Below are 23,180 nucleotides of genomic sequence, written 5' to 3'. Positions count from 1 at the left end.
GGAGTCGGGGACGGTCTTGCGTTAGATGCCGGCCTTCTCCCGGAGGAGGTCCACCTTGTCGGTCCGCTCCCACGGCAGGTCGAGATCCGGGCGGCCGAAATGGCCGTAGGCCGCCACCTGCCGGTAGATGGGCCGGCGCAGGTCCAGGTCCCGGATGATCGCGCCCGGCCGCAGGTCGAACGTCTCCCGCACCAGCTGTGCCAGCCGCTCGTCGGGCAGCTTGCCCGTGCCGAAGGTGGTCACCAGGATCGAGACGGGGTGGGCGACGCCGATGGCGTAGGCCACCTGCACCTCGCACTTGCGGGCCAGCCCCGCCGCCACGATGTTCTTGGCCACCCAGCGGGCCGCGTAGGCGCCGGACCGGTCGACCTTGGTCGGATCCTTGCCCGAGAAGGCGCCGCCGCCGTGGCGGGCGTAGCCGCCGTAGGTGTCCACGATGATCTTGCGGCCGGTGAGGCCCGTGTCGCCCTGCGGGCCGCCGACCACGAAGCGGCCGGTCGGGTTGATGAAGTAGCGGGTCCGATCGTCGATCAGGTTGCGGTCCACCACGTCGAGGATGACGTAGTCGATGACGTCCTTGCGGATCTGCTCCTGCGTGGTGTCCGGGTCGTGCTGCGCCGAGATGACGATGGTGTCGATGCGCTTCGGGCGGCCGTCCTCGTACTCGATGGTCACCTGCGTCTTGCCGTCGGGCCTGAGGTACGGCAGCGTCCCGTTCTTGCGCACCTGGGCCAGCCGCCGGGCGAGCCGGTGGGCCAGGCTGATGGGCAGCGGCATCAGCTCGGGCGTCTCGTCGCAGGCGAAGCCGAACATCATGCCCTGGTCGCCGGCGCCGATCTCCAGCTCCTTCTCATTCACCTCTCCCCGCACCTCGATGGCCACGTCCACGCCCTGGGCGATGTCCGGGGACTGCGGGTCGATGGCCGTCATCACGCCGCAGGTCGAGCCGTCGAAGCCGTACTTGGCACGGGTGTAGCCGATGTCGCGCACCACGTCGCGCACGAGGTTGGGGATGTCCACGTACGCGTGGGTGGTGATCTCACCGGTAACGACCACCAGGCCGGTGGTCAGCAGGGTCTCGCACGCGACGCGGGCCCGGGGGTCGAGCGCCAGGATGGCGTCCAGCACCGCGTCGGAAATCTGATCGGCCATCTTGTCCGGGTGTCCCTCGGTGACGGACTCCGACGTGAAGAGGTACCGCCCCTTCTGCTCAGTCATCTGCTCGTCTACCTCCTCTGACGGTTCGGGACCGTTCAGGCGAATACACACCAAAACACCCTCTTCGCATAGGAAGAGGGTGGCTAGCGCGTATGAGCTTCTCTTCCCTCTTATCTCCCGGTAGTATGCCCGGCTGGACTTGGCACCTTGCCTGGTGACGCAGGCTGGTTGCCGAAGCTTCATCGGGCCAGGTCCCTCCGCTTCTCTTGATAAGAGTATTCGGTTGCGAACTAGGTTACCACCGGTTCCCGTGCGTGTCAAGGACATCTACCGGGCCGGTTCCGGCGTGGCCGCGTCGACGAGGGCGAACTTCAGCGTGGCCTCCGCCTTCAGCTCGTCGCCCACGTAGGCCATCCCCTTGCCGACGCCGAGCCCGCGCCGCATCGCGACCATCTCCACCTCGAGGCGCAGCTGGTCGCCGGGCAGCACCGGACGGCGGAAGCGCGCGTCGTCGATCCCGGCGAAAAGCGGCACCTTGCCGGCGAACTCGGGCTGCGAGAGCACGGCCACCGCCCCCGCCTGCGCCATGGCCTCCAGGATCAGCACGCCGGGAAAGATCGGGTTGCCGGGGTAATGCCCCTGAAAGACCGGCTCGTTCATCGACACGTTCTTCACCGCCACCACCCGCCTGCCCGGCTCCAGTTCCAGCACCCGGTCGATCAGCAGGAACGGGTGGCGGTGCGGGATGATCTCCATGATCTGCTTGATGTCCAGCGGATACGCCCCCCTGAGCTACGGGAATTCTTATGTTGAGTATTCCCCAGTTGGCCGCCTTATCCTCTTGACGCCCGCGGCTTGGAGGACTACCATAACCCTACGGGGTATGGGATACATGCCGGAGGTGTTGCAGAGTGATCACGATCACCCCGGAAGCCGCCGCCGAAATCGCCCGGCGCCTGGAAGGCAAGCCGGAGAAGGTGGGCTTCCGCATCTTTGTCCAGGGTTACGGTTGAGGCGGTCCCAGCCTGGGCCTCGCTCTGGAAGAGCCGAGAGAGACGGACGTGACCATCGTCGAGGGCGACGCCCGCGTTTACCTCGAGCAGCAGGTCGCCAAGTGGTTCCAGGGAGCCGAACTGGGCTTCGAGCAGGACCCGTGGGGCGGGGAGTTCACCTTCAAGCACCCCAACATGGGCAGCTGTTAGCCGGAGACGATGTCGCGGCGGCATGAGAAGTTGATCGCGACCGCACGTGAAGTGGCGAGGAACTGCATGGGGTGTTCGCAACACTGCATGAGAAGTTGATAGCAACGCATGGAAGTGGACAGCGCCTGCATGGGAAGTTGGCATCGGCTCCATGAGAAGTTGATGGCAGCGCATGGAACGCTGGCGTCGGTTCCATGAGCAGTTGATGGCAATGCATGGGAGGTTGGCGTCAACGCCATGAGAAGTTGATGACAACGCATGGGAAGTTGGCGTCAACGCCATGAGAAGTTGATGGCAGCGCATGGAACGCTGGCGTCGGTTCCATGAGCAGTTGATGGCAATGCATGGGAGGTTGGCGTCAACGCCATGAGAAGTTGATGACAACGCATGGGAAGTTGGCGTCGACGCCATGAGAAATTGATGACAACTGCATGGGAAGTCTTCAGCGACAGCATCGGGGAGCGGTCAGGCCGCTCCCCGGTTTTGCCCCCCTCCTTTCTATCCTGGTCCAAACGCACTCCTTCACGACCGCGGGTAGACTTTCGTACTGCTTGTGAAATCGTTCTCGAGATCAATGGTCAGCTTCCTTGCCGGCGGCTAACATAGGGTTATACCGGCCTGGCTGCAATTCGCCGTCAAGAACACGCATTTCACCGGCGAAAAACGACATTTCACCAGGATCTGCAAGAATTGCGGGCCGGTTTCAACCGGGAGGAGGGTCGACAATGACCGCGTGGCGTGGATTCCGTCCCGGCCGCTGGCAGCGGCATATCGATACCCGCGACTTCATCCAGCAGAACTACCGCCCTTATGAGGGCGATGCTTCCTTCCTCAGCGGCCCGACCCAACGGACCAAGGCCCTATGGGAGAAGGTGTTCGCCATCTTCAGGGAGGAGCAGGCCAAGCGGGCTCCGCTGAAGGTGGACACCCAGACTCCCGCTGGGATCCTGTCGCACAGGCCGGGGTACGTGGACCGGGACCTGGAGCTGATCGTCGGCCTGCAGACCGACGAGCCCGGCAAGCGGACGTTCTACCCTGCCGGCGGCTGGCGCATGGTCGAGTCCTCGATGAAGGCCTACGGCTACGAGGCCGACCCCCAGTGGAAGACCATCTACACCCAGTACCGCAAGACCCACAACCAGGGCGTGTTTGACGCGTACACCCCCGAGATGCGCGCCGCCCGCTCCAACCACATCATCACCGGCCTGCCCGACGCCTACGGCCGCGGCCGCATCATCGGCGACTACCGCCGGGTGGCGCTTTACGGCATCGACCGGCTCATCGAAGAGAAGGAGCGGGAGAAGGCCGCCACCGAGCCCTGGGTCATGGATGAACCCACCATCCGGCTCCGGGAGGAGCTGACGGAGCAGATCAACGCGCTGCACGAGTTGAAGGAGCTGGGCCGCTGGTACGGCCTGGACCTCGGCCGCCCCGCGGAGAACGCCCGGGAGGCGATCCAGTGGCTCTACATGGGCTACCTGGGCGCGATCCGGGAACAGAACGGCGCCGCCATGTCCATCGGCCGGATCTCCACCTTCCTCGACATCTACATCGAGCGGGACCTGGAGTCGGGCCTCCTTACCGAGGCGCAGGCCCAGGAGCTGGTGGACCAGCTCATCATCAAGCTGCGCCAGGTCGCCTTCCTGCGCACGCCGGAGTACAACGAGCTCTTCAGCGGGGATCCCACCTGGGTGACCGAGTCCATCGGCGGCATGGGGCTGGACGGCCGCACCCTGGTCACCCGGACCTCGTTCCGGTTCCTGCAGACGCTCTACAACCTGGGCCCGGCGCCGGAGCCCAACCTGACGGTGCTCTGGTCCACCCGGTTGCCCGAGGGGTTCAAGAAGTTCTGCGCGCAGGTCTCCATCGACACGTCGGCGATCCAGTACGAGAACGACGACATCATGCGGCCGCTGTGGGGCGACGACTACGGCATCGCCTGCTGCGTCTCGGCCATGCGGATCGGCAAGCAGAGGCAGTTCTTCGGCGCCCGGGCCAACCTGGCCAAGTGCCTGCTCTACGCCATTAACGGCGGCGTCGACGAGAAGTCGGGCCAGCAGGTGGGCCCCCGGCTGCAGCCCATCACCAGCGACGTGCTCGACTACGAGGAAGTGCGGGCCCGCTTCAGCGAGATGATGGACTGGCTGGCGCGGCTGTACATCAACACGCTCAACATCATCCACTACATGCACGACAAGTACAACTACGAGTGGCTGGAGTTCGCCCTGCACGACCGTGACATCTACCGCACCATGGCCTGCGGCATCGCGGGGCTCTCGGTGGTGGCGGACTCCCTCTCGGCGATCAAGCACGCCAGGGTCCGGCCCGTGCGCGACGAGCGGGGCATCGCGGTGGACTTCGAGATCGAGGGCGAGTACCCGGCCTATGGCAACAACGACGACCGGGTGGACTCCATCGCCCGCGAGGTGGTGGAAGAGTTCACCGCGCGGCTGCGGAAGAACAAGGCCTACCGGGATGCCGATATCACCCTGTCCGTGCTGACGATCACCTCCAACGTGGTGTACGGCAAGCACACCGGCACCACCCCGGACGGCCGGAAGGCCGGCGTGCCTCTGGCTCCCGGCGCCAACCCCATGCACGGGCGCGACCGGAAGGGGGCGATCGCCTCGCTCACCTCCGTGGCCAAGATCCCCTATGAGGCGGCCAAGGACGGCATCTCCAACACCTTCTCCATCGTGCCGAAGGCTCTGGGCCGGACCCGGGAGGATCAGCGGCGCAATCTGGTGGCCATCCTGGACGCCTACACCAGCCAGGGCGCGCACCACCTGAACGTCAACTGCCTCAGCCGTGAGACCCTGCTGGATGCCATGGAGCATCCGGAGCTCTACCCGCAGCTCACCGTCCGGGTCTCGGGCTACGCCGTGAACTTCGTGAAGCTGACGCGCGAGCAGCAGCTCGACGTGATCAGCCGCACGTTCCACCAGAGTCTGTGATGCACGTGGCAGGCGGGGTGGGGCGGGTCCATCCCGAGCCGACACCGGACCGTGCGCGCCGCACCGGCCGCATCCACTCGGTGGAGAGCTGCGGGGCCGTTGACGGTCCCGGGCTGCGGTTCGTGGTCTTCGTCCAGGGCTGCCCGCTCCGCTGCCGTTACTGCCACAACCCCGACACGTGGGATCCCGGGCAGGGTGCGGAAGTCACGGTGGGCAGCCTGATCGAGGAGATCCAGTCCTACGTCCCATACATGAAGTTCTCCGGCGGCGGCGTGACCGTCAGCGGCGGGGAGCCGCTGCTGCAGCCCGACTTCGTGGCCGATCTGTTCGCCGAATGCCGCCGCCTGTTCATCCACACCGCCCTCGACACCAGCGGCTTCGCGCCCCCCGAGCGGGCCCGGCGGGTGCTGGAGCAGACCGACCTGCTGCTCCTGGACATCAAGCACCCCGACCTCCTGCGCCACAAGGCCCTGACCGGCGTCGATGGTCGGCCGCCGCGCACCACCGCCCGGCTGGCCGCGGCCATGGGCATCCCGATCTGGATCCGGTACGTGGTGGTCCCCGGCTGGACCGACAGCCCGGCAGACGTGGAGGCCCTCGCGGACCTGGTGCAGACGCTGCCCACGGTGGAAAAGGTAGAGCTGCTCCCCTACCACCTGCTGGGCCGGCACAAGTGGGAAGCGCTCGGGCTGCCGTACGGGCTGGACGGCGTCGCGCCGCCGTCCGAGGAGACCCTGGCGCGGATCCGGCAGCAGCTCGCAGACCGGGGGATCCCGGCGGACTAGGGGAGCGCCCCCGGTCCGGGCGCGGCCATTCACGATGTGGGCCCCGAGGCCAGGGGACCGGCACGGGACCGGCATACGCCGGCCTGGGACCGCCTCCCGCGGCCGATGACAACACGGCCTGAACCGCAAGCAATGCGGTTCAGGCCGTTCTGCTGCTCGGAAATGCGGGAAGAACGCCAGACCCGGACCGCTGTGACCACGGCCCGGGCCGGCTTGCTGCGATACGTGCTGCGCCTGTGCCCACCGTTACCGGGCGTACAACTCGACCACGAGGCTCTCATCCACGTCGACCGGGATCTCCTCCCGCAGCGGTAGCCGCTGCAGCCGGCTGGTCATGGTGGTCTCGTCGAGGGAGAGGTACGGCGGAACCGGCCTGCGGAGGTCCAGGCTCTCCCGGACCACCGCCAGGGAGCGGGCCTTTTGGGTGAGCCCCACGACATCCCCGGGCTTGACCTGGCACGAGGCGATGTCCACCCGGCGGCCGTTCAGCGTCACGTGCCCGTGGCCCACCAACTGCCTGGCGGCAGCCATGGTGCGGGCGAAACCCAGCCGGTAGACGACGGTGTCCAGCCGCTGCTCCAGGAGCTGCAGCAGCACCTCGCCGGTCACGCCCCGGCTGCGCTGGGCCTGCTCGAAGTACCGGCGGAACTGCCGCTCCATCACGCCATATATAAACCGCAGCTTCTGCTTCTCCAGGAGCTGCGCGCCATACTCGCTCAACTTCTGCGGCCGGCCGGGACCGTGCTGTCCGGGCCTGTACGGGCGCTTCAGCGCAGGGCACTTCGCCGACCCGCACAGCGGCCGGCCGACCCGGCGGCAGAGCTTGTGCTTGGGACCGATGTAACGCGCCATCCTGTCTCTCAGCCCTCCTTTCCGCCTGACCGTAGTGTGGTAGCTTTGAGAATGAGAATCGTTATCGATTATCCTCCTGTGCATGCCACCTGTCAACCCCGCGCGTGTTAGGGATGCTATCCTCCTCCGGGCGAATCCCTTCCGGGCCCGACTTTGCCGAACATGCTCGCTCACCGCGGTCTCCCCACGGAATGCGCACCTCCCTCAAACCCAGGCAGCATGCGGTCTGTGAACCGCTCGTTCATGGAAATGCCTGTGGGACAAGGCGTTGAGGAAAATGCCCATTCGTTTCAACGAGACTTCGCCCCGCCATAGGCTGCTCATGGTCGCCCCCTGGATCCTGATCAGAGACCACTGGCAGCTGCCGTCGAAGCTGCTCGGACAGCTACTCACGAGTTCCGGACGCCCAGACCAGCCCACCGGTTCGTCATCTCATTGGCACGAATGTGCACTTTCCTCAAACCCAGCCACCGTGCGGTCTTCCAGCTACTCCTACCCGGAAACGCCTGTGCCGCAAGGCCTTGTGCAAAGTGCACATTCGTTACAGTGCGAGTCCGCCCCGGTCACCGGACCGTCCAGCACCTCCCCCCGCCCTTGATCGAAGACCGACCGAGGCGCATGCGCAGTGGTTTTCGCGGCGACCCCAAGTCATGGGTGGCAGATTGACCGGCGCGTGGCTCGTTTTGCTGACAACAATGTGCACTTCCTTCAAACCCAGGCAGCATGCGGTCTGCAAGCTACGCGTACCCGCAAACGCCTGTGGCACAAGACCTTGAGGAAAGTGCACATTCGTTTCAAGGAGACTTCGCCCCTCCATAGGCAGCTCATAACCGACCACCTGGATCCTGATCCAAGTCCACTCGGAGTTGCCGTCGAAGCTACCCGGAAGGCTACTCACGAATTCCGGGCGCCCAGACCTAACCCACCGCTTCGTCCTCTCGTGCTAAGAATGTGCACTTTCCTCAAACCCAGCCACCGTGCGGTCTTCCAGCTACTCCTACCCGGAAACGCCTGTGCCGCAAGGCCTTGTGCAAAGTGCACATTCGTTACAGTGCAAGTCCGCCCCGGTCACCGGACCGTCCAGCACCTCCCCCTCGCCCCTGAAGACCGATCGAGGCGCATACGCAGTGGTTTTCGCAGCGACCCCAAGTCATGAGTGGCAGGTTGACCGGCGCGTGGCTCGTTTCGTTGACAACGATGTGCACTTCCCTCAAACCCAGGCAGCATGCGGTCTGCAAGCTACGCGTACCCGCAAACGCCTGTGGGACAGGCGTTGAGGAAAGTGCCCGTTCGTTTCAACGAGACTTCGCCCCGCCATAGGCTGCTCATGGTCGCCCCCTGGATCCTGATCAGAGACCACTGGCAGCTGCCTTCGAAGCTGTTCGGACAGCGACCCACGAGTTCGGGACTCCCAGACCTCCCCCACCGGTTCGACCTCTCGTTGGCAAGAATGTGCAATTTCCCCAAACCCAGGCGCCGTGCGGCCTGCAAGCCCCGCGTATCCGGCAACGCCTGTGGCACAAGGCCTTGGGCCAAGTGCACATCTGTTCCAATGCAAGCCCACCCCAATCACCGGGCCGTCCATCACCTGCCCGGAAGTCCCCCGCCCCCCACCCGTCCTGCGGCCCCCGGTCGGAGACCGCCCCGGGCGACGTCACTGCGGTGCCCACGCGAGCCCGCGACTCCCCGCTTGCCCCCTGCGGTCCGATGACCGCCGGGATTGCTGCGTTCACCGCTGGGACCCGGTGGTCCCCGCCTCCCTCACCCCACGCCAATAAACAGCCCGGGCGGCACTTCTCCGCCCGGGCTGCGCACACACCCCATCACTCGCCGGTGATCTCCCGGTACCACTTCCGATAATGATCCTTCGCCCACTTCGCCGGCACCCAGCCCGAGAGCATGCCCGACAGCCCCTCCCGGAAGCCAGGCATCAGCGTGGCCAGGTAGATGTGCCCGAGAACGGCGCATCCCAGCAGCATCGCCATGCCGGAGTGGATCAGGATCACCCACTGCATGAGCGCCGGCGGGAACGACGTCTTGTACACCAGCATCCAGCCCGTGACGGCCATCGTCGGCCAGCCGACGATCTGCAGGATGGAGTTGACCTTCTCGCCGGCGTTGAACTTGCCCTGGGGAGGCGACTCCGCCTTCAGACCGAAGAACTCCCGCACGAAGGCCGGGAAGAACCGGAGGTCGTCCCGGTCGAACCGGAACACCTCCCGGAGCCACCGCGCCGTCGCCCGGCGGGCGCCGATCAACAGGATGGGGATCGTCAGCACCGTGAACGGGATCGCCGCCAGCCGGTGCAGCTGCCCAAACAGGCGCAGCGTCTCGGCGCCCGCCAGGCCCGAAATGCCGCGGACGACGAGCCCGAGGCCGGTGAAGAGCAGCAGGAGGAACGTGAGGGCGTGGTTCCAGTGGGCCAGGCGGGAGGCCAGGCCGAACCGGTACACCTTCCCGTCCTTGATCGCCGTCTGCTCCCCCGGGGCTTCACGTGCGCTCGCCTTAACCGTTGCCATCCTGTGCACCCTCCTTTCCGCGGTTCCGGAAGGCGTTGACCGCCAGACTCAGCAGCAGCGCGGCGACCGTGGAGCCCATCAGGATCTGGCCCACGGGCTGGACGATCGACTGCCAGGCGAACGTCGCGACCGAGGGCTTGAAGTCGGCCGGGAGCGCGGCCCGGTCCAGGTGCTCCGGCAGCCGGTAGTAGAAGCTGGTGCCCTCGATGTGGATCACGTCCGGGGCCGAGATCTGCTGGTGGATCGGGTCGGTAGGATCGTCCAGGTCACCGACCATGCGGGCGCCGGTCAGGCAGGTCTGCTCGCAGGCGGGCCGCTCGCCCGCCCCGAGCCGGTCGTGGCAGAACGAGCACTTCCGCACCACGTCCGCAGCCGCATCGTACGTCCTGGCCTCGTAAGGGCAGGCCGTCATGCAGTACTGGCAGCCGATACAGTTCTCGTCGTCGATCTTCACCGGCCCGTCGGCGGTCTTGTACGTCGCGCCGGTGGGGCAGACCGCCGCGCAGGGCGGATCGTCGCAGTGCAGGCACTGGGTGGTGACGAAGCTGGATTTCACGTTCGGGTAGGTGCCCACCACCATCCGGTCCACCTTGGTATAGCGGATGTTCCAGTCCAGCCCGTTCAGCGCCTGACACGCCACCGTGCAGGCCTCGCACCCGGCGCAGAGGGAGAGGTCCACGAAGTAGGCGTAGCGGGTCATACCTTCTCACCCACCTTCCGCACCGTCACCGTGGCGTCGCCCTGCCCCAGCGCGGCGGAGACCGGCGTTACCAGGATCGGGTAGAACCAGCCGTCGGCTGCGCCCTTGCCGTAGGCGAGCCGTTGCTCGGGAGCCATCGTGCCGAAGCCGTGGCACATCCAGACGCAGTCCGGACGGATCCCCTCGGTCACCCGGGCCCGAATCCGCTGCACCCCGTACTCGTTGGCCACCTCCACCAGGTCGCCGTCCTGGATGCCCCGGGCGGCGGCCGCCGTCGGGTGAATCCACAGGTCGTTCTCCGGCATGCGGGCGTACAGCGCCGGCACGTTCTGCGTGTAGCCGTTGGTGTGCACCGCCATGTGGCCGTGCAGGAGGCGCAGCCGGTCGCCCTCGGGCTGCGTCTTGGGCGGTACCCAGGTGACCACCTCGTGGCCGCCCGAGAGGGCGAACCCCTTGTGGACCAACTCGGCCTTGCCCGAGGAAGTCGGGAGCTTGCTGTAGTCCGGCGGCGTCGCCGAGACCTTGATAACCCCCTTCTCCTTCAGGTGCTTCACGGTCCAGCCGGTGGGGCCCAGCAGCGCGTTATTCCACTGCTCCATCGTGAAGTTGAAGTACTGCTCGATGCCCACGACCTTCGCCAGGCCCTGCAGGATCTCCAGGCAGGACCGGGTGTTGTACATCGGCTCCACGACCGGCTGGCGGATGGAGACCGTGTCGCCCACGACCGAGATGGCGTCCATCCGCTCCAGGTAGTGGTGCTCGGGCAGCACGTAGTGCGCCAGCATGGCGGTCTCGGACATCTGCGTGTCGATGGCGACCACCAGGTCCAGCCTCTTCAGGGCCTCGATCCAGCGGCGCTGGTCGCCCGACGACTTCACCGGGTTGACCCGGAAGAAGATCGCGGCCTTCAGCGGATAGGGCTTGCCCGACTCGACGACCAGGGGGATCGCCTGGATCGAGCCCAGGCTGAGCGGATACTTCGTACCCATGCCGTCGAACCGCACCGCGGTCGGCTTCGGGTACGGCGTCCAAACCTCTGCACCTGCAGAGGTACCCGTGGCCGCTCAGCCGCCGCCGGCCGCTTCGAGCACCGCGCCCTCCGGCGGGTTGTCAATGGTCCCCAGCGCGACCTTGGGCGAGAGTTTCAGCCCACCTTTGGCGCCCAGGTTGCCCAGCAGCGCGTTCACGATGGCTCCGGCCCGGGCGGCCTCGTAGCCGTTCCAGTACATGCCGTTGCCGCCGTGCCAGCCGGGGTCCACCACCGTTGCAGGCGCGGCCGCCGCCATTTCCCGGGCCAGCTGCCGCACTTTCTCGGCCGGGATGTCGGTGTGCTGCTCCTGCCACTCCGGCGTGTACTCCCGGATCCCCTCGGCGAGCTGTTCAAACCCGTTGCAGTGGGCCTCCACCCACGCCTTGTTGTAGATCCCCTCGGTGATGAGCACGTTGGCGACGGCCAGCAGAAAGGCGAGGTCGCCCGCTGACTTGATGGGGATCCACTCGCCCCAGCCGGCCAGCTCCGAGTGCCGGGGATCCAGCACGACGATCCGGGCGCCGTTGGCCTTCGCCTTCGCCAGCGCCGCTACCTCCGAGACCTTGATGCCGCCAAGCAGATTCCGGCCGGGGCTCAGGTAGAACTTGACGTTCTCGTAGTCCACCGAGGGCAGCGCCCCGAACACCGCCGAGTAGCCCACGTTCCGGTTCGCGAAGCAGTTGGCCGCGTGGCCGACGTGGTTGGGCGACCCGAACGCCTCGGTCCACCGTTTGGTGAGCGTTGAGTTGAGGTTGTTGTACTCGGCGAACACCAGTGCCTCCGGGCCGTGCCTTTTCCGGATCTCGTTCAGCTTGGCGCCGATCTCCTCAACAGCCTGTTCCCACGTGATGGGGTAAAGCTTGCCGTCCTCCCCCCGCTTCATGGGCTCCTTCAACCGATCGGGGTCGTACAGGGCCGACGCCCCTGCGTTGCCACGCGCACAGGGCCGCCCCAGGTTAACCGGGTGAGCGGGGTTGCCCTCGATGCGGGTCACCCGGCCGTTCTCCACCACCGCGAACACGCCGCAGCGGCTGGTGCACATCTCACACAGGGTCGGTACCTTGCGGACGTCCGCCTGCGCCGCGCGCGCCGGGCGCTGAGGAAGTCCCACCGCCAGCGCGCCGGCGGCGACGCCGCCCAGCTTCAGAAAATCCCTGCGGCTGAGCTCCGCCATGCCCTCACCTCCCGTGCTGTGGACAAGAGGGGGCCCGCCGCATCGGCGGAGCCCCCCCCAGCTCCCATCGCTGTCCTGCAACCATTCACCGCGCCGCACCCGGCCGCTACTGGACGATGGGCAGCTCGGCCTTCTCGTAGTTCGGGAAGCCGCCCTTCAGCGACATGGCGTTGTACCCCGCCATCCGGAGCACCGCGGCCGCCTGGCCGGACTGCTGGCCGGAGTAGCAGTTGACGACGATCAGCTTGTCGGTGGGCAGCTTGTCGAAGTTCATGCCCAGGGCTGCGAACGGGATGTTCACAGAGCCCTCCACGTGGCCGGCAGCGAAGTCGGCGTCAGCCCGGATGTCCAGGAGGAAGATGGAGTCGTCGCCGGCCTCCAGCTTCTCCTTCACTTCGGCCGCGTCGATCATGTTCCGGTGGCTGGCCATGTTGTTGAAGTAATCCTGGGCCGCCTCCAGCAGGATCGCCTCTTCATCACAGGGCTCCGGCTCCGGACACGGCGGGCACTCCTGGGTCGGAGCCGCGGCGGCCTGGTTCGTGGCGACCGGCTGCTGTGCGCTGCCGCCGCAGGCCGCCAGGGCCGCCAGGGCGAAGACCAGGGCCAGGGAAAGGGCTGTGCGACGCTTCAGGTTCGCCATACGATGACCTCCTTCGCTCACTTCGAACTCAACGGCACCTGACGATCGTCACAAAGCACGTCTGCGCGCAGCCGCTCTGCCGAGTGCGCTCACCCGGTGCCCCCACTCCCCCGAACCGAGCAGCCTTGTGCTCTCACTCACAAAATAGCATGGAAAGCCCGGAACGCCTAGAGCCACGGCCATTTGAAGGTTTTATCGGTATAAGCCATTCCTTATACCTGGGTGAAAAGAAGGAGCCGCTCCCCGCCCAAAGGGCGACGCGGAGCGACCCACAAATGACAAGGCCGGGGGATACCCCCGGCGGTTTCGGCAGGTACAATTACAAGTACTGATACATGAATCGTCGCAACAGCTCCGCACCCACCCAGGCGCCGAGCATGGCGCCCAGCATCCAGTACCACGGGTGGAGCGAGAGGTTGACCATCCCGGTCATCACCGCGCCGATGGTGCATCCCCAGCCCACACGGGCGCCGTAGCCCATCAGCACACCGCCGAGGAGGCGGATGACCGTGGGAGCCCTGCCGCCCGGGCCCCGCACCCGGAACTCACGGCCGAGCCGGGCGCCGAGGAAGCCGCCGATCAGAAGGCCCCCGGCGTAGGCCGCGGCGGAAAGGTCGGTGAGCAGGAAAGCCCGGCTCACCCCCCAGCCCGTTCCGGTGAGGGCCATGAAGGTCACCAGAAGCACGGCCATAACCACCGCCCCCAGCTCCGGCGCCCACGGCGCCCGTACCCAGCTGAGCCGGCGCGCACCGGGGAGCTCCTCTCCGACGCGGGGCTGGCGCCGTTCCCAGGCCGCCACGGCCATCAGCCCGAGGAGCAGCAGGCCCACGGCGATCCAGGCGTTGAAGGTCTCCTGGACCGTCACGGTCGTCAGAAACGGCAGGTTCACGTACAGCCAGGTGCCCGCCAGCACCCCCGCCAGGACGGCGAGCTGCGACAACTGCCCCTCACCGAGCCGCCAGAAGGCACCCGCGATGCAGCTCCCCGCCAGGACCATCCCCACGGCGAAGATCGCCCCGCCCGCCAGGGCGCCGGCGGGCGTCGGCCCGGGAAAGCCCTCCACCAAGACCCCGCGTACCGCCTGGAGGGTGGCTCCGCCGGTCACCGTCAGCAGGAAGAGCAGCAACATGGCCCGCGTCATGCGCAGCGCCCGGAAGAGGAACAAGTCCCGCAGCGCGCTCACGAAGCAGAGCCGCGAGCGCTGAAACACGAAGCCGGACAGGACCCCGGCGATGAGCAGCCAGCCGAGGATATGCTGCGTCGTCATTCGGCAACCTCCCGCAGGCCCGTAGGAGGGGATACTCCATGACCAACGAGCTGGATATTTTCTGTGCCGTTGCCAAGCATGGCTCGATGTCGCGGGCGGCGGCCGAGCTGCACCTCTCCCAGCCGGCCGTCAGCCAGCGGCTGCGCGCCCTGGAGGAGCAGTACGGGCTGCAGCTGTTCCGCCGGACCAACCGTGGGGTCGAGCTCACCCCCGCCGGGGAGACCCTGGTACGCTATGCACAGCGCATCCTGCAACTGGAGCGGTCCCTGCAGGCGGAGATGGCCAGCCTGCGGGCCGCCGAGCCGAAGCAGGTCGTGATCGGCGCCACCTCGGCCATCGGAGGCTACGCCCTTCCCTGCACGGTCTATCTGTTCCAGCAGAAGTACCCCGACGCCCGCATCCAACTGCAGATCGGCAAGCGGTGCGATGTCATCCAGCGGCTGGAGGACGGACTGGTGGACCTGGCCCTGGTCGAGGGTCCCCTCGTCACCGCTCTGCCCGATGACTGGCAGGTGAGCGTCATCAGCGAGGAGGAGCTGGTGCTCATCACGCCTCCCACCGGGCCGCTCGCCGGGAAGGAGGCTTACACCGCCGACGACCTCACCCGTCTGCCGCTGATCATCCGGGAGCCGGGCTCCGGCACCCGGATGGCCGTCGAGGAGGGCTGGCAGGCCGCCGGCCGCGACCTGCGCGACCTCAACATCGCCCTGGAGCTGACCGGCGTGGATGCCATCAAGACCTCCGTCGCCTCGGGCCACGGCGTCGCCCTGGTCAGCCGCTGGTGCGTGCGGGCGGAGGCCCGTATGGGCCACCTGCGCATCGCGCCGCTGACGGACATCGCCTTCACCAGCCGCTGGACGCTGATCGTGCCGAAACAGGGCATGAAGGGCGCCATGGAGAGGGCGCTCCTGCGCACGCTGCGCTCCCCCGCCGAGCGCGGCTTCTGCTGAGCGGTCACAGCCGCTCGATGCGGAACTGCCAGATGCCGTCGGCCACCTCCTCCACCCGGAAGCGGCAGGGCAGCTTGCGCAGGTGCTCTCTGAGCAGCCGGACCGTGCACGAGTGATCCGACTCCATGATCAGCAGGTCCCCCGGCTGCATGCTGCGCAGCTTCGCCTCGGCCTTCAGGAGGGGGGCCGGGCACATCTCGCCGTACACGTTCAGGGTGTAAGTCGCCATCCCGCCTACCTCCGCCGGATCTGTTCGGTATCGAGATGCGAGAATCCTTGCACAGAAACATCTAAGGGCCGCGGCACTTCGCCGCGGCCCCTGTTCGCTTCGGACCCTACATGAGCTTCCGGAGCACCACCAGGTGGTTGTCCTCGACCTCGAACTCCTCCAGCACCCGCCCCGTGCCCCTGGCCACGCACGAGACGGGGTCGTCGGCCAGGTACGCCGGTACACCCGTCTCCTGGGCGATGACCTGATCCAGGCCGTGCAACATCGCCCCGCCGCCGGTCATGACGATTCCCCGCTCCTGGATGTCGGCGGAGAGCTCGGGCGGGGTGGCCTCCAGCACCGCCTTGATGGTGTCGCACAGGGAGGTCACCAGCTCGCTCACGGCCTCGCGCACCTCCGCCGAGGTGATCGTCACGGTCTTGGGCAGCCCCGACATCAGGTCGCGGCCCCGCACCTCTATGGACTCGTTGCGGCTGTCGCAGCCGGCGCTGCCGACCGTGATCTTGACCTCCTCCGCCGTCCGCTCGCCGATGAGCAGGTTGTACTTCATCTTCATGTACCGGACGATGGCCTCGTCGAACTTGTCGCCGCCGATGCGGATCGACTCCGACAGCACCACGCCGCCCAGCGACAGCACGGCCACGTCGGTGGTGCCGCCGCCGATGTCGATCACCATGTGGCCGGCGGGCTGGGTGATGTCCAGGCCGGCGCCCAGGGCTGCCGCCAGCGGCTCCTCCACCATGGTCACCGTCCGTGCGCCGGCCTCAATGGCCGCCTCCATCACCGCCCGCTTCTCCACGGTCGTCACGTTTGCGGGAATGCAGATCACCATCCGCGGGCGCGCCAAAAGGCGGGGCCCAGACACCCGCCTCAGAAACGCTTTCAGCATCGCCTCGGTGACGTCATAATCGGCAATAACCCCTTCGCGCAGGGGGCGGATCGCAACGATGTTGCCCGGCGTCCGGCCCAGCATGCGGCGGGCCTCCTCACCGATGGCCAGGACCTGCCTGGTGTCGCGGTGCATGGCGACCACGGAGGGCTCGCACAGCACGACCCCCTTCCCCTTGACGTAGACCAGCACCGTCGCCGTGCCCAGATCAACGCCCACATCCGTTGCCCAACCAAACACGCTCTGTTTGCCCCCTGTTCAAAGGCTGGAAAGTTCATCTTGCCTTTCTTCCAGCTTCGACGCCAGGGGACAAACTCCTCTGCTCGGCTGCTAGCGTTCCAGGTACTTTTGACGCGTCGCCGCACCCCCGCGAATGTGGCGCTCCGCCTTGTTCTGATCCAGGACACGCTTGACCTTGGCGGCCAGCTCGGGGTTGATGCGGGGCAGGCGTTCGGTCACGTCCTTGTGGACGGTGCTCTTGGAGACGCCGAACACGGAGGCGGTTTCCCGCACGGTGTCCTTGGTTCGGCAGATGTGGTTGCCTATCTCCAGCACGCGCTTCCAGATGTGATCCTTCACCGTTGGGCCCCCTTCGCCCTGGATGGTTGGTAGAGTCTATTGGCGCAAGGGGGCAAACATGACGAACCGGGGGCTGGGGGACGCTGGAAATGCGCGCACCCAGCCCCCGCTCACGGTTCCCTGCGGGGGGCGCGTGCGGATATCGGGCTATTCCTCCAGATACGGCAGAGGGTCCACCGGCTCCTCATCGACCATCAGGCCGAACAGCAGGTGCGGCCCCAGGTCACTGCGCAGGGGCGAGGGCAATCCGATCCGCCCGAGGCGCTCCCCGGAGGCCACGGCCTGGCCCTCGGTCACCGCGGCCTCCGCCAGGCCGGCGTAGCGGCTCCGCTTGCCGCCGCCGTGGTCCAGCACCACCGTGATCCCGTCCACCGGGTGCTCCTCCACCAGCGCCACCGTGCCGGCGGCCGCAGCCGTCACCGGTTGCCCGGGCGTCGCCTCCAGCGCTACCCCGTCGCTCAGCCGGTAGTCACCCAGGCTGCCGTCCACCGCGCCGAAGGCCATCACCACCCGGGGCCGGCCGCTGAGGGGCCAGGAGAAGGCCACCGCCTCCTCGGCGGGTTCGTCGGCCACGGCTTCCCCTGCGCCCGCGGTCAGCCGGGGATCACCGGCGGCGGAAGCAGCTCCCGTCCCGGCCCTCAGCGCCGATCCGGAGCGGGAACCTGCGGCCGCGGCGTCCACGGAATCTGTGACCTCAGGGAAACCGGCGGGATCGGCGGAGCCGACGGCGTCCGGGGCCGGCCAGGCGTCAGGCGCCGGCCGCATCTGATACCAGGCCATGCCGCCGATCAGGAGGAACAGGACCGCGGCGGCCGCCAGGGCCATCCGGCGCTCGGGGGGCAGGTCGCCCCGCCACAGGGCAGGCCAGCCACGCACAGGCTTCATCACAGATCACCTCGTGACTTAGCCTGCCCACTTCTGCGCCGCTTCAGACCGAAGGGACCCAATTTTCTCCGTTAATTTCGAATAATCGGCTCAGCTCGACACCCGTATAGTAGTGGGTGAGAATCTCCCGGTACGTTTTGCCGGCGCGGGCCATGCCCTGCGCGCCGTACTGGCTCATGCCGACGCCGTGCCCATCGCCGAAGGTCTCCACCACGATCTCCCCGTCCTGCCAGTAGACCCGGAAGTCCGTGGAGCGCAGGCCCAGCCGCTCCCGCACCTGCCGGCCGGTCAGGGTCATGCCGCCGATCGCCACCGTCTTCACCCTCCCGCCGGCGGTGCGGGCCGTCACCTGCACCGGCGGCTGGCCAACCCGGGCGGCGGCCTGCACCGCCAGCAGCGGCTCCTCGCTGCCCAGGCCCAGGGCCCGGACGAAGGCCTCGGGGCTGAAGCGCCGCTCATCCACCAGGCGGGGGGCAGCGGCGCCCCAGGTGTCGTCCACCGGCATCAGGTAGGGCAGATCGGTGGCGAAGTAGTCGCCCGAGCTCTCGGTCATCCGGCCGGATACCGCATGGTACAGCGCGTCGATCAGCTCCCCCTGATAGGTGAGGACCTCGCCCTCGGTCTCGGCCTGCGCCTGGCTGAGCCTGCGCCAGAAGCTGGCCGCCGCCAGGGGGCCGTACTTGGCCTCCAGCTCCTCCCGGCTCATGTAGGCCTGGCTGGTGCGGTAATCCGCGCAGACATCGGCTTCCGGGTTCAGAGGGCACCCCCCCTGCCCGCCGAACTGGGGCATGCGGCGCACGGTATAAGTCCGGGCGACGACGAACTGCGCCTTCAGCGCCTCCATCTCGAAATCGGCGGGCATCTCGGCGGCCACGACCCCTTTGAGGTACTCGCCCAGGGGCATGACGACGATGGCGTCCCGGTCAGGGAAATACACCTTCACATCCAGGGAATCCGCTCCAGCGGGTTCGTCCACGGGGGCCTCCGGTTCCGGCGCCCACGGGACCAGGACCGGGACCGGCAGCGGGTCGGGCGGCTGCGGCATCCGGACGCCCGCGCCGATCCCCGCCGGCAGCGCCAGGGTCAGTGCCGCCGTCATCAGCACGGCGGCGAGCAGCAGACGCAGCATGACTTGTCCTCCATGCCCCTGCGAAGGGGTGATGTCACCCCTATCTCTATGGGGGACCTGTCCCTGGTATTACATAAGGCGACCGGTCGGCCGCAGGTCCCTTCAGTAGTCGCTCCTCACCGTCGGCCAGCCGATCCACAGCCGGTTGCCGTCCCCGTCCCCGTCCCGGCGCACGGCCGCCTGCACGTTCACCGCGTACGGCCCCGGCGGCAGGAGCGGCGTGTAACCGGCCACCGAGGCCGCCCGGCCGTCGCTCCAGGGCTCCCGTTGCCGGGCCCCCAGCGCGTCCAGGGCCGCACCCGCCAGCGCGAGCGGCTGGCCGCCCGCGGCCCGGCCGGAGAGCTCCACCTGCACCTGGGGCCACAGCCCCTCGGCGGCGAGGACCTGACGGAGCTCGCGGTAGCGCTCGTCCCAACGCGCCGCCGCCTCGCCGCGCAGCCGCCAGGTGACCTCGACGTACGGCCCGCCGATGCCGTCCACCAGCCGCAGCGACCGCTCCTCGCCGGTCGGGGCGTCTGCGCCCCAGCCCAGGCCCGCCGCGAGCCGCTCGGCCACCTGCGGGTCCTCCACCGGCTCCTGCAGGAAGAGCAGCGCCTGCTCCAGCCGGTCCCCGGCCGCCTCCCACGCGCGGTTGAGCATCTCCAGCGCGGGCCCGGGCAGGGGTGTAGCCGACTCGCGCCGCGGCCGCTCCGCCGCCGGCCGCAGCCCCGGGAAGGCCCACAGGGGCGCCGCGACCAGGGCAAGGGCCAGAGCCAGGGACAAGAGGAGCGGGAGCGACACCTGCTGCCGCGTCAGCGTCTGCTCCGGCGCAAGCCGCGGACCGGCCCGGCGGACGGGACGCGGGTGGGCATTACGTGGGCGCATGGCCGCAACACCTCCTAGCCGATTTTTGCCCCTTCCGATAGCAAAATAATCTCGCTTCGTATGCTTAGCAGGAATCCGAGAGATTCCCCCGAATTATCGCTCCAAATATCTCCTTGCTGTGGGCCGATCGTGCCCCTTCGCCGTTTTTGCCACAACTTTGTAACGGTCAGTCATCAGGGTGGTGGTCGCCGGTGGTGCATCCCGTAACGGTCGGCTCCGCCGCGGTGGCCGGGCTGGCTGCCGCAGTGGCCGTGACGCGCTGGGGCCCCGTCTGGTGGAGGCTGTGGCAGCGCGAGGCGGCCAACCTGGAAGCGCTGGCCGCGGCGAAGCAGCGGCTGGGAGAGGAGGCGAGCCGCGTGTTTCCGTACACGGCGGCCGAGTTGCAGCAGGCGCTGCAGAACGAAGGCTACTTCCTGGATTCCCTGAGCGCCAAGAAGCTCTGGTCCTACCTGCGGCAGGGCAAGCCGGTGGGGCTGCGGGGGGAGCCGGGCATCGGCAAGTCGCAGCTGGCCGAGGCCTTCGCCCGCGCCTTCGGCTACCCCCTGGTCGACATGGAATGCCACAGCCACCTGGAGGCCGAGGAGATCGGCATCTCGTGGAACGGCTTCAAGCAGATCGTCGACGCCCAGGCTTACCAGCGCAGCGGCAGCGGTGAGCCGCCCAACCTGTACACGCTGGAGTACCTGAACCGCACCCCGCTGCTGGAGAGCGTGCTGGCGGAGCGACCCACCGTGGTGCGGGTGGACGAGGTCGACAAGCTCAACGAGCACACGACCAACTTCTTCCTGCGCTACCTCGACAAGCAGGAGCTGGTGGTCCACAATCTGGACCATCCCGGCCAGTCCCGGGTGCTGAAGGCCCGGGCGCCCCTCTACATCTTCCTCACCTCCAACGAGTACAAGCGGCTCGACACCGCGTTCATGCGCCGCACGGTCTGGCTGGATCTGCAGTTCCCGTCCGAGGCGACCCTCGCCCGGATCATCCAGCGGTCGGTGGGGGTGCCGGCGGACTTCGCCGCCCGGGTGGCCCGCATCGTCGTGCAGTTGCGGCAGCTGAACATGGAGAAGAAGCCCGCGATCGCGGAGGCCATCGAGTGGGCCCGCGCCCTGGTGGATGTGGGCGACGGGCGCATTACCCCCGAGTCCGTGGAGGTGACCATCGGCTTCCTCGCCAAGTACCCGGAGGACGAGGCCATCGTCAAGGAGGCGCTCCGGCAGTGGTACGACGGCTTTGGCCGATCCGCCTGATCTACGCGGCCGTGTGCAGCATCGGCCGGCTCATCCGCCGGCTCATGATGCGCGCCGGCCGCCTGTTTCGTCTCCGGCGGCCGCGCCTTGTCGCCGCGGCCCAGGTGACGCGCCTCTTCCTCGCGGGCCGCGATCCCAACAACCTGTATGTGGCGTTCGCCGAAGCCGCCGACCACCGTCCGGAGGCCCCGGCCTCGCTGGCCGAGGTTCAGGCAGGGGACCGGATGACGTCGCTGCTCTGGGCCGGACCGGCCGCGGCGGATCCGGTCGAGCCCGTTGCTGCGCGCGCCTCGCTGTGGCGGGGCCTTGCGCCCTCACCGGCCGATGACGCCCTGCGGGGGGCGGAAGCGGCCAACCGCCGCTTCGCCTACGTCGACCTGCTCCACTCGCCCATCCGGAAGCTCGCCCCCGAGCACATCCGCGAGCTGGAGGAGTTGATGGACCGGCTCGCGCGCAAGTGGCTCGCCCACAGGGACACCTTCCGGGAGCGGCCCCGCCGGGCCCGGCTGGACGTGGGCCGGACGCTGCGGCACAACCTGCCCCGGTACGGCGGCGCCGTGCTGGAGTTCCGGTGGCCGGTCAAGGTGGTGCCTGTCCCCCAGCCGCAGAAGCCGTCGCGCATTCTCGTCATCGGCGACGTGTCCCACTCCATGGCCCGCTACGTGAGCGTCGTGCTCTTCTTCTTCCACAAGCTCAACTTCCGGTTCGTGGTGGAAAGCTATGTGTTCAGCGAGAACGCCACGTACGCCACGCCTTACCTCAACGGCCCGGGCACCTTCGAGGAGAAGGCGCAGCGGCTGATGCAGGGGGCCCGGTCCTGGAACGCGGGCACCCGCTTCGGCACCGCGCTGGCGGAGATCGCCCAGCACGCTGCGGTGGACGACCAGACCTACGTGTTCATCGCCACCGACGGCAAGGTGGCCATCACGCCGGACGAGCAGGAGAAGATCCGGGTCAACATGGCCGAGCTGCGCCGCCGCGCCCGCCAGGTGATCTTCCTGACGCCATCGGCGGAGTTCTCCGGGGTCCGCCGCGGCCCCGCGCGCGAGTGGCAGCGCAGGCTCGGTACCTTCTACTACGGCCCCAACGAGGTGCCGGTCTGGCTCATGGGCTCGCCCCACTGGTACGGCACCCTCGCCCGCTATGCCGACCGGCTCTACCTGATCCGCACGGTGCAGGATCTCATTGACATGGTCGAGAACCTGCTAATCAGCAGCGGGGAAGAGGAACGGAGGAACGGACATGGGACGGTTTGAGCGGGTCAGCAGCCAGCGCATCTACCAGCAGATCGTGGACCAGATCACCCGCATGGTGCAGGAGGGCACGCTTCGCCCGGGGGACCGGCTGCCGCCGGAGCGGCAGCTCGCCGAGGAGTTCGGCGTCAGCCGGTCGGCCGTGCGCGAGGCGCTCTCGGCCCTGCGCATGCTGGGCCTGGTGGAGGCCCGCGTCGGCGAGGGTACCTTCGTCACCCAGCCGCCGGACGAGCGGTTCATCTCGCCCCTGGCGCTGGTGCTCACCATCGAGCAGAGCGAGGCCGTCGGGCGCGAGCTTCTGGAGCTGCGGGCAGCCCTGGAAGCCGAAAGCGCCGCCCTGGCCGCCGTGCGCCGGGAGGCCGAGGACCTGGCGGCCATGGAGGAGGCCCTGGGCGACATGGAGAGAGACCTGCAGGAGGGCCGGCTGGGAGCCGAGGCCGACTGGCGCTTTCACGACGCCGTCGCCAGCGCCAGCGGCAACTCGCTGCTCCTGCAGACCATGCGCTCCCTGAGCGACACCATGAAGGAGGCCCTCGGCCTCTACCGCGAGCAACTCCTGCGCATCCCCGGCATGGGCCGCACGCTGCTCCAGGATCACCTGGAGATCCTGGAGGCCATCCGCAACCAGGATGCCGCGGCGGCACGGGAGCGCATGCTGAAGCACATCACGCGGGTGCAGGAGCACCTGTACGGGTGAACGTACGCCCCCCGCCGCCTCGGTCGTACACCGGGCGCGCGGGGGTTGCGCGTCGTTCTGCCCACGCCGGCAGGGGAACAGGGCCCAGGGTGCGAATCCCTCCTGTGAACGATTGGTCTGACCATCATGCCATCAGACCAGACTCACGGGGTCAGGCTGGTCACACCACCCGTCCCA

General features: G+C 67.8%; 22 protein-coding genes and 1 riboswitch. Of the genes, 7 read left to right on the top strand and 15 right to left on the bottom strand.

The window, feature by feature from the left end; translation table 11 throughout:
- Positions 1-21: 21 nt before the first annotated feature.
- Positions 22-1,218: a methionine adenosyltransferase gene (gene metK, locus STH_RS00630; protein WP_011194253.1), complete on the bottom strand. Its 1,197-nt coding sequence runs from the start codon at positions 1,216-1,218 to the stop codon at positions 22-24.
- Between the two features lie 107 nt (positions 1,219-1,325).
- Positions 1,326-1,434, bottom strand: a riboswitch (SAM riboswitch).
- Between the two features lie 51 nt (positions 1,435-1,485).
- Positions 1,486-1,932, bottom strand: a complete 447-nt coding sequence (gene fabZ / locus STH_RS00625) for a 3-hydroxyacyl-ACP dehydratase FabZ (RefSeq protein ID WP_083765880.1) — start codon at positions 1,930-1,932, stop codon at positions 1,486-1,488.
- Positions 1,933-2,219: 287 nt separating this feature from the next.
- On the opposite strand from fabZ, the gene STH_RS18620 reads away from it, so the two are divergent.
- The 3 genes from STH_RS18620 (at position 2,220) to pflA (ending at position 6,099) form a co-directional block, all read left to right on the top strand.
- Positions 2,220-2,360 (top strand): hypothetical protein, encoded by a 141-nt coding sequence (locus STH_RS18620; RefSeq protein ID WP_011194251.1) that lies wholly within the window; start codon positions 2,220-2,222, stop codon positions 2,358-2,360.
- Positions 2,361-3,085: 725 nt separating this feature from the next.
- A complete protein-coding gene (gene pflB / locus STH_RS00620; RefSeq protein ID WP_011194250.1) occupies positions 3,086-5,314 on the top strand; it encodes a formate C-acetyltransferase in 2,229 nt (742 codons plus the stop codon).
- A 5-nt stretch (positions 5,315-5,319) separates the two neighbouring features.
- Positions 5,320-6,099, top strand: coding sequence for a pyruvate formate-lyase-activating protein (gene pflA / locus STH_RS00615; RefSeq protein ID WP_242654558.1), 780 nt, complete (start codon positions 5,320-5,322; stop codon positions 6,097-6,099).
- Between the two features lie 246 nt (positions 6,100-6,345).
- Here the strand turns inward: pflA and rpsD are convergent, their stop codons facing one another.
- The 7 genes from rpsD to STH_RS00580 form a co-directional block, all read right to left on the bottom strand.
- A complete protein-coding gene (gene rpsD / locus STH_RS00610) occupies positions 6,346-6,951 on the bottom strand; it encodes a 30S ribosomal protein S4 (RefSeq protein WP_011194248.1) in 606 nt (201 codons plus the stop codon).
- A 1,823-nt stretch (positions 6,952-8,774) separates the two neighbouring features.
- Positions 8,775-9,470, bottom strand: coding sequence for a formate dehydrogenase subunit gamma (locus STH_RS00605; protein WP_083765879.1), 696 nt, complete (start codon positions 9,468-9,470; stop codon positions 8,775-8,777).
- Complete coding sequence (locus tag STH_RS00600) at positions 9,457-10,170, bottom strand: 4Fe-4S dicluster domain-containing protein (RefSeq protein ID WP_011194246.1); 714 nt, start codon at positions 10,168-10,170, stop codon at positions 9,457-9,459. The genes STH_RS00605 and STH_RS00600 overlap by 14 nt, the downstream gene beginning before the upstream one ends.
- On the bottom strand, positions 10,167-11,159 hold the full coding sequence (locus STH_RS19010; protein ID WP_162467799.1) for a molybdopterin dinucleotide binding domain-containing protein: 993 nt from the start codon (positions 11,157-11,159) through the stop codon (positions 10,167-10,169). Before STH_RS19010 ends, STH_RS00600 begins: the two co-directional genes overlap by 4 nt.
- A gap of 75 nt (positions 11,160-11,234) precedes the next feature.
- Complete coding sequence (locus STH_RS19005) at positions 11,235-12,374, bottom strand: molybdopterin-dependent oxidoreductase (RefSeq protein WP_011194244.1); 1,140 nt, start codon at positions 12,372-12,374, stop codon at positions 11,235-11,237.
- A 106-nt stretch (positions 12,375-12,480) separates the two neighbouring features.
- Entirely contained in the window at positions 12,481-13,014 is a 534-nt protein-coding gene (locus STH_RS00585) for a rhodanese-like domain-containing protein (RefSeq protein ID WP_050742029.1), read from the bottom strand.
- Between the two features lie 319 nt (positions 13,015-13,333).
- Positions 13,334-14,281 (bottom strand): YeeE/YedE family protein, encoded by a 948-nt coding sequence (locus STH_RS00580; protein ID WP_011194242.1) that lies wholly within the window; start codon positions 14,279-14,281, stop codon positions 13,334-13,336.
- 38 nt (positions 14,282-14,319) lie between these two features.
- Between STH_RS00580 and STH_RS00575 the strand changes: the two genes are divergently transcribed.
- Complete coding sequence (locus STH_RS00575; RefSeq protein ID WP_011194241.1) at positions 14,320-15,231, top strand: LysR family transcriptional regulator; 912 nt, start codon at positions 14,320-14,322, stop codon at positions 15,229-15,231.
- Positions 15,232-15,235: 4 nt separating this feature from the next.
- On the opposite strand, the gene STH_RS00570 is transcribed toward STH_RS00575, so the two are convergent.
- The 6 genes from STH_RS00570 to STH_RS00545 form a co-directional block, all read right to left on the bottom strand.
- On the bottom strand, positions 15,236-15,460 hold the full coding sequence (locus STH_RS00570; RefSeq protein WP_011194240.1) for a sulfurtransferase TusA family protein: 225 nt from the start codon (positions 15,458-15,460) through the stop codon (positions 15,236-15,238).
- 106 nt (positions 15,461-15,566) lie between these two features.
- The gene (locus tag STH_RS00565; protein WP_011194239.1) at positions 15,567-16,589 is read right to left on the bottom strand and encodes a rod shape-determining protein; all 1,023 of its coding nucleotides are present in this window, start codon (positions 16,587-16,589) and stop codon (positions 15,567-15,569) included.
- Positions 16,590-16,679: 90 nt separating this feature from the next.
- Entirely contained in the window at positions 16,680-16,928 is a 249-nt protein-coding gene (spoIIID, locus tag STH_RS00560; RefSeq protein WP_011194238.1) for a sporulation transcriptional regulator SpoIIID, read from the bottom strand.
- Between the two features lie 147 nt (positions 16,929-17,075).
- Positions 17,076-17,813 (bottom strand): M23 family metallopeptidase, encoded by a 738-nt coding sequence (locus STH_RS16675; protein WP_011194237.1) that lies wholly within the window; start codon positions 17,811-17,813, stop codon positions 17,076-17,078.
- A 43-nt stretch (positions 17,814-17,856) separates the two neighbouring features.
- Entirely contained in the window at positions 17,857-18,942 is a 1,086-nt protein-coding gene (gene spoIID / locus STH_RS00550) for a stage II sporulation protein D (protein WP_011194236.1), read from the bottom strand.
- 102 nt (positions 18,943-19,044) lie between these two features.
- Positions 19,045-19,806 (bottom strand): YwmB family TATA-box binding protein, encoded by a 762-nt coding sequence (locus STH_RS00545; RefSeq protein WP_011194235.1) that lies wholly within the window; start codon positions 19,804-19,806, stop codon positions 19,045-19,047.
- A gap of 191 nt (positions 19,807-19,997) precedes the next feature.
- On the opposite strand from STH_RS00545, the gene STH_RS00540 reads away from it, so the two are divergent.
- The 3 genes from STH_RS00540 to STH_RS19590 are packed head-to-tail and all read left to right on the top strand — an operon-like array spanning position 19,998 to position 23,003.
- Complete coding sequence (locus STH_RS00540; RefSeq protein WP_043712928.1) at positions 19,998-21,053, top strand: AAA family ATPase; 1,056 nt, start codon at positions 19,998-20,000, stop codon at positions 21,051-21,053.
- Positions 21,023-22,309: a VWA domain-containing protein gene (locus STH_RS00535; RefSeq protein WP_043712924.1), complete on the top strand. Its 1,287-nt coding sequence runs from the start codon at positions 21,023-21,025 to the stop codon at positions 22,307-22,309. Before STH_RS00540 ends, STH_RS00535 begins: the two co-directional genes overlap by 31 nt.
- Positions 22,296-23,003: a FadR/GntR family transcriptional regulator gene (locus STH_RS19590; RefSeq protein WP_011194232.1), complete on the top strand. Its 708-nt coding sequence runs from the start codon at positions 22,296-22,298 to the stop codon at positions 23,001-23,003. Before STH_RS00535 ends, STH_RS19590 begins: the two co-directional genes overlap by 14 nt.
- Positions 23,004-23,180 lie beyond the last annotated feature (177 nt).

This window comes from Symbiobacterium thermophilum IAM 14863, from assembly GCF_000009905.1.
GTDB lineage: Bacteria > Bacillota > Sulfobacillia > Symbiobacteriales > Symbiobacteriaceae > Symbiobacterium > Symbiobacterium thermophilum.
Note: the sequence above shows the minus strand (reverse complement) of the source record. Positions and strands in the feature narration are given on the sequence as shown.

What these genes read in the sequence shown, in the direction of transcription:
- spoIID (WP_011194236.1), bottom strand. Translation starts at nt 18,942, where the DNA reads ATGCTGCGTCTGCTGCTCGCCGCCGTGCTGATGACGGCGGCACTGACC.
- STH_RS00545 (WP_011194235.1), bottom strand. Translation starts at nt 19,806, where the DNA reads ATGCGCCCACGTAATGCCCACCCGCGTCCCGTCCGCCGGGCCGGTCCG.
- STH_RS19590 (WP_011194232.1), top strand. Translation starts at nt 22,296, where the DNA reads ATGGGACGGTTTGAGCGGGTCAGCAGCCAGCGCATCTACCAGCAGATC.
- STH_RS00580 (WP_011194242.1), bottom strand. Translation starts at nt 14,281, where the DNA reads ATGACGACGCAGCATATCCTCGGCTGGCTGCTCATCGCCGGGGTCCTG.
- STH_RS00605 (WP_083765879.1), bottom strand. Translation starts at nt 9,470, where the DNA reads ATGGCAACGGTTAAGGCGAGCGCACGTGAAGCCCCGGGGGAGCAGACG.
- STH_RS00575 (WP_011194241.1), top strand. Translation starts at nt 14,320, where the DNA reads ATGACCAACGAGCTGGATATTTTCTGTGCCGTTGCCAAGCATGGCTCG.
- STH_RS00600 (WP_011194246.1), bottom strand. Translation starts at nt 10,170, where the DNA reads ATGACCCGCTACGCCTACTTCGTGGACCTCTCCCTCTGCGCCGGGTGC.
- rpsD (WP_011194248.1), bottom strand. Translation starts at nt 6,951, where the DNA reads ATGGCGCGTTACATCGGTCCCAAGCACAAGCTCTGCCGCCGGGTCGGC.
- STH_RS16675 (WP_011194237.1), bottom strand. Translation starts at nt 17,813, where the DNA reads ATGAAGCCTGTGCGTGGCTGGCCTGCCCTGTGGCGGGGCGACCTGCCC.
- STH_RS00585 (WP_050742029.1), bottom strand. Translation starts at nt 13,014, where the DNA reads ATGGCGAACCTGAAGCGTCGCACAGCCCTTTCCCTGGCCCTGGTCTTC.
- metK (WP_011194253.1), bottom strand. Translation starts at nt 1,218, where the DNA reads ATGACTGAGCAGAAGGGGCGGTACCTCTTCACGTCGGAGTCCGTCACC.
- STH_RS00570 (WP_011194240.1), bottom strand. Translation starts at nt 15,460, where the DNA reads ATGGCGACTTACACCCTGAACGTGTACGGCGAGATGTGCCCGGCCCCC.
- STH_RS19010 (WP_162467799.1), bottom strand. Translation starts at nt 11,159, where the DNA reads ATGGGTACGAAGTATCCGCTCAGCCTGGGCTCGATCCAGGCGATCCCC.
- pflB (WP_011194250.1), top strand. Translation starts at nt 3,086, where the DNA reads ATGACCGCGTGGCGTGGATTCCGTCCCGGCCGCTGGCAGCGGCATATC.
- STH_RS19005 (WP_011194244.1), bottom strand. Translation starts at nt 12,374, where the DNA reads ATGGCGGAGCTCAGCCGCAGGGATTTTCTGAAGCTGGGCGGCGTCGCC.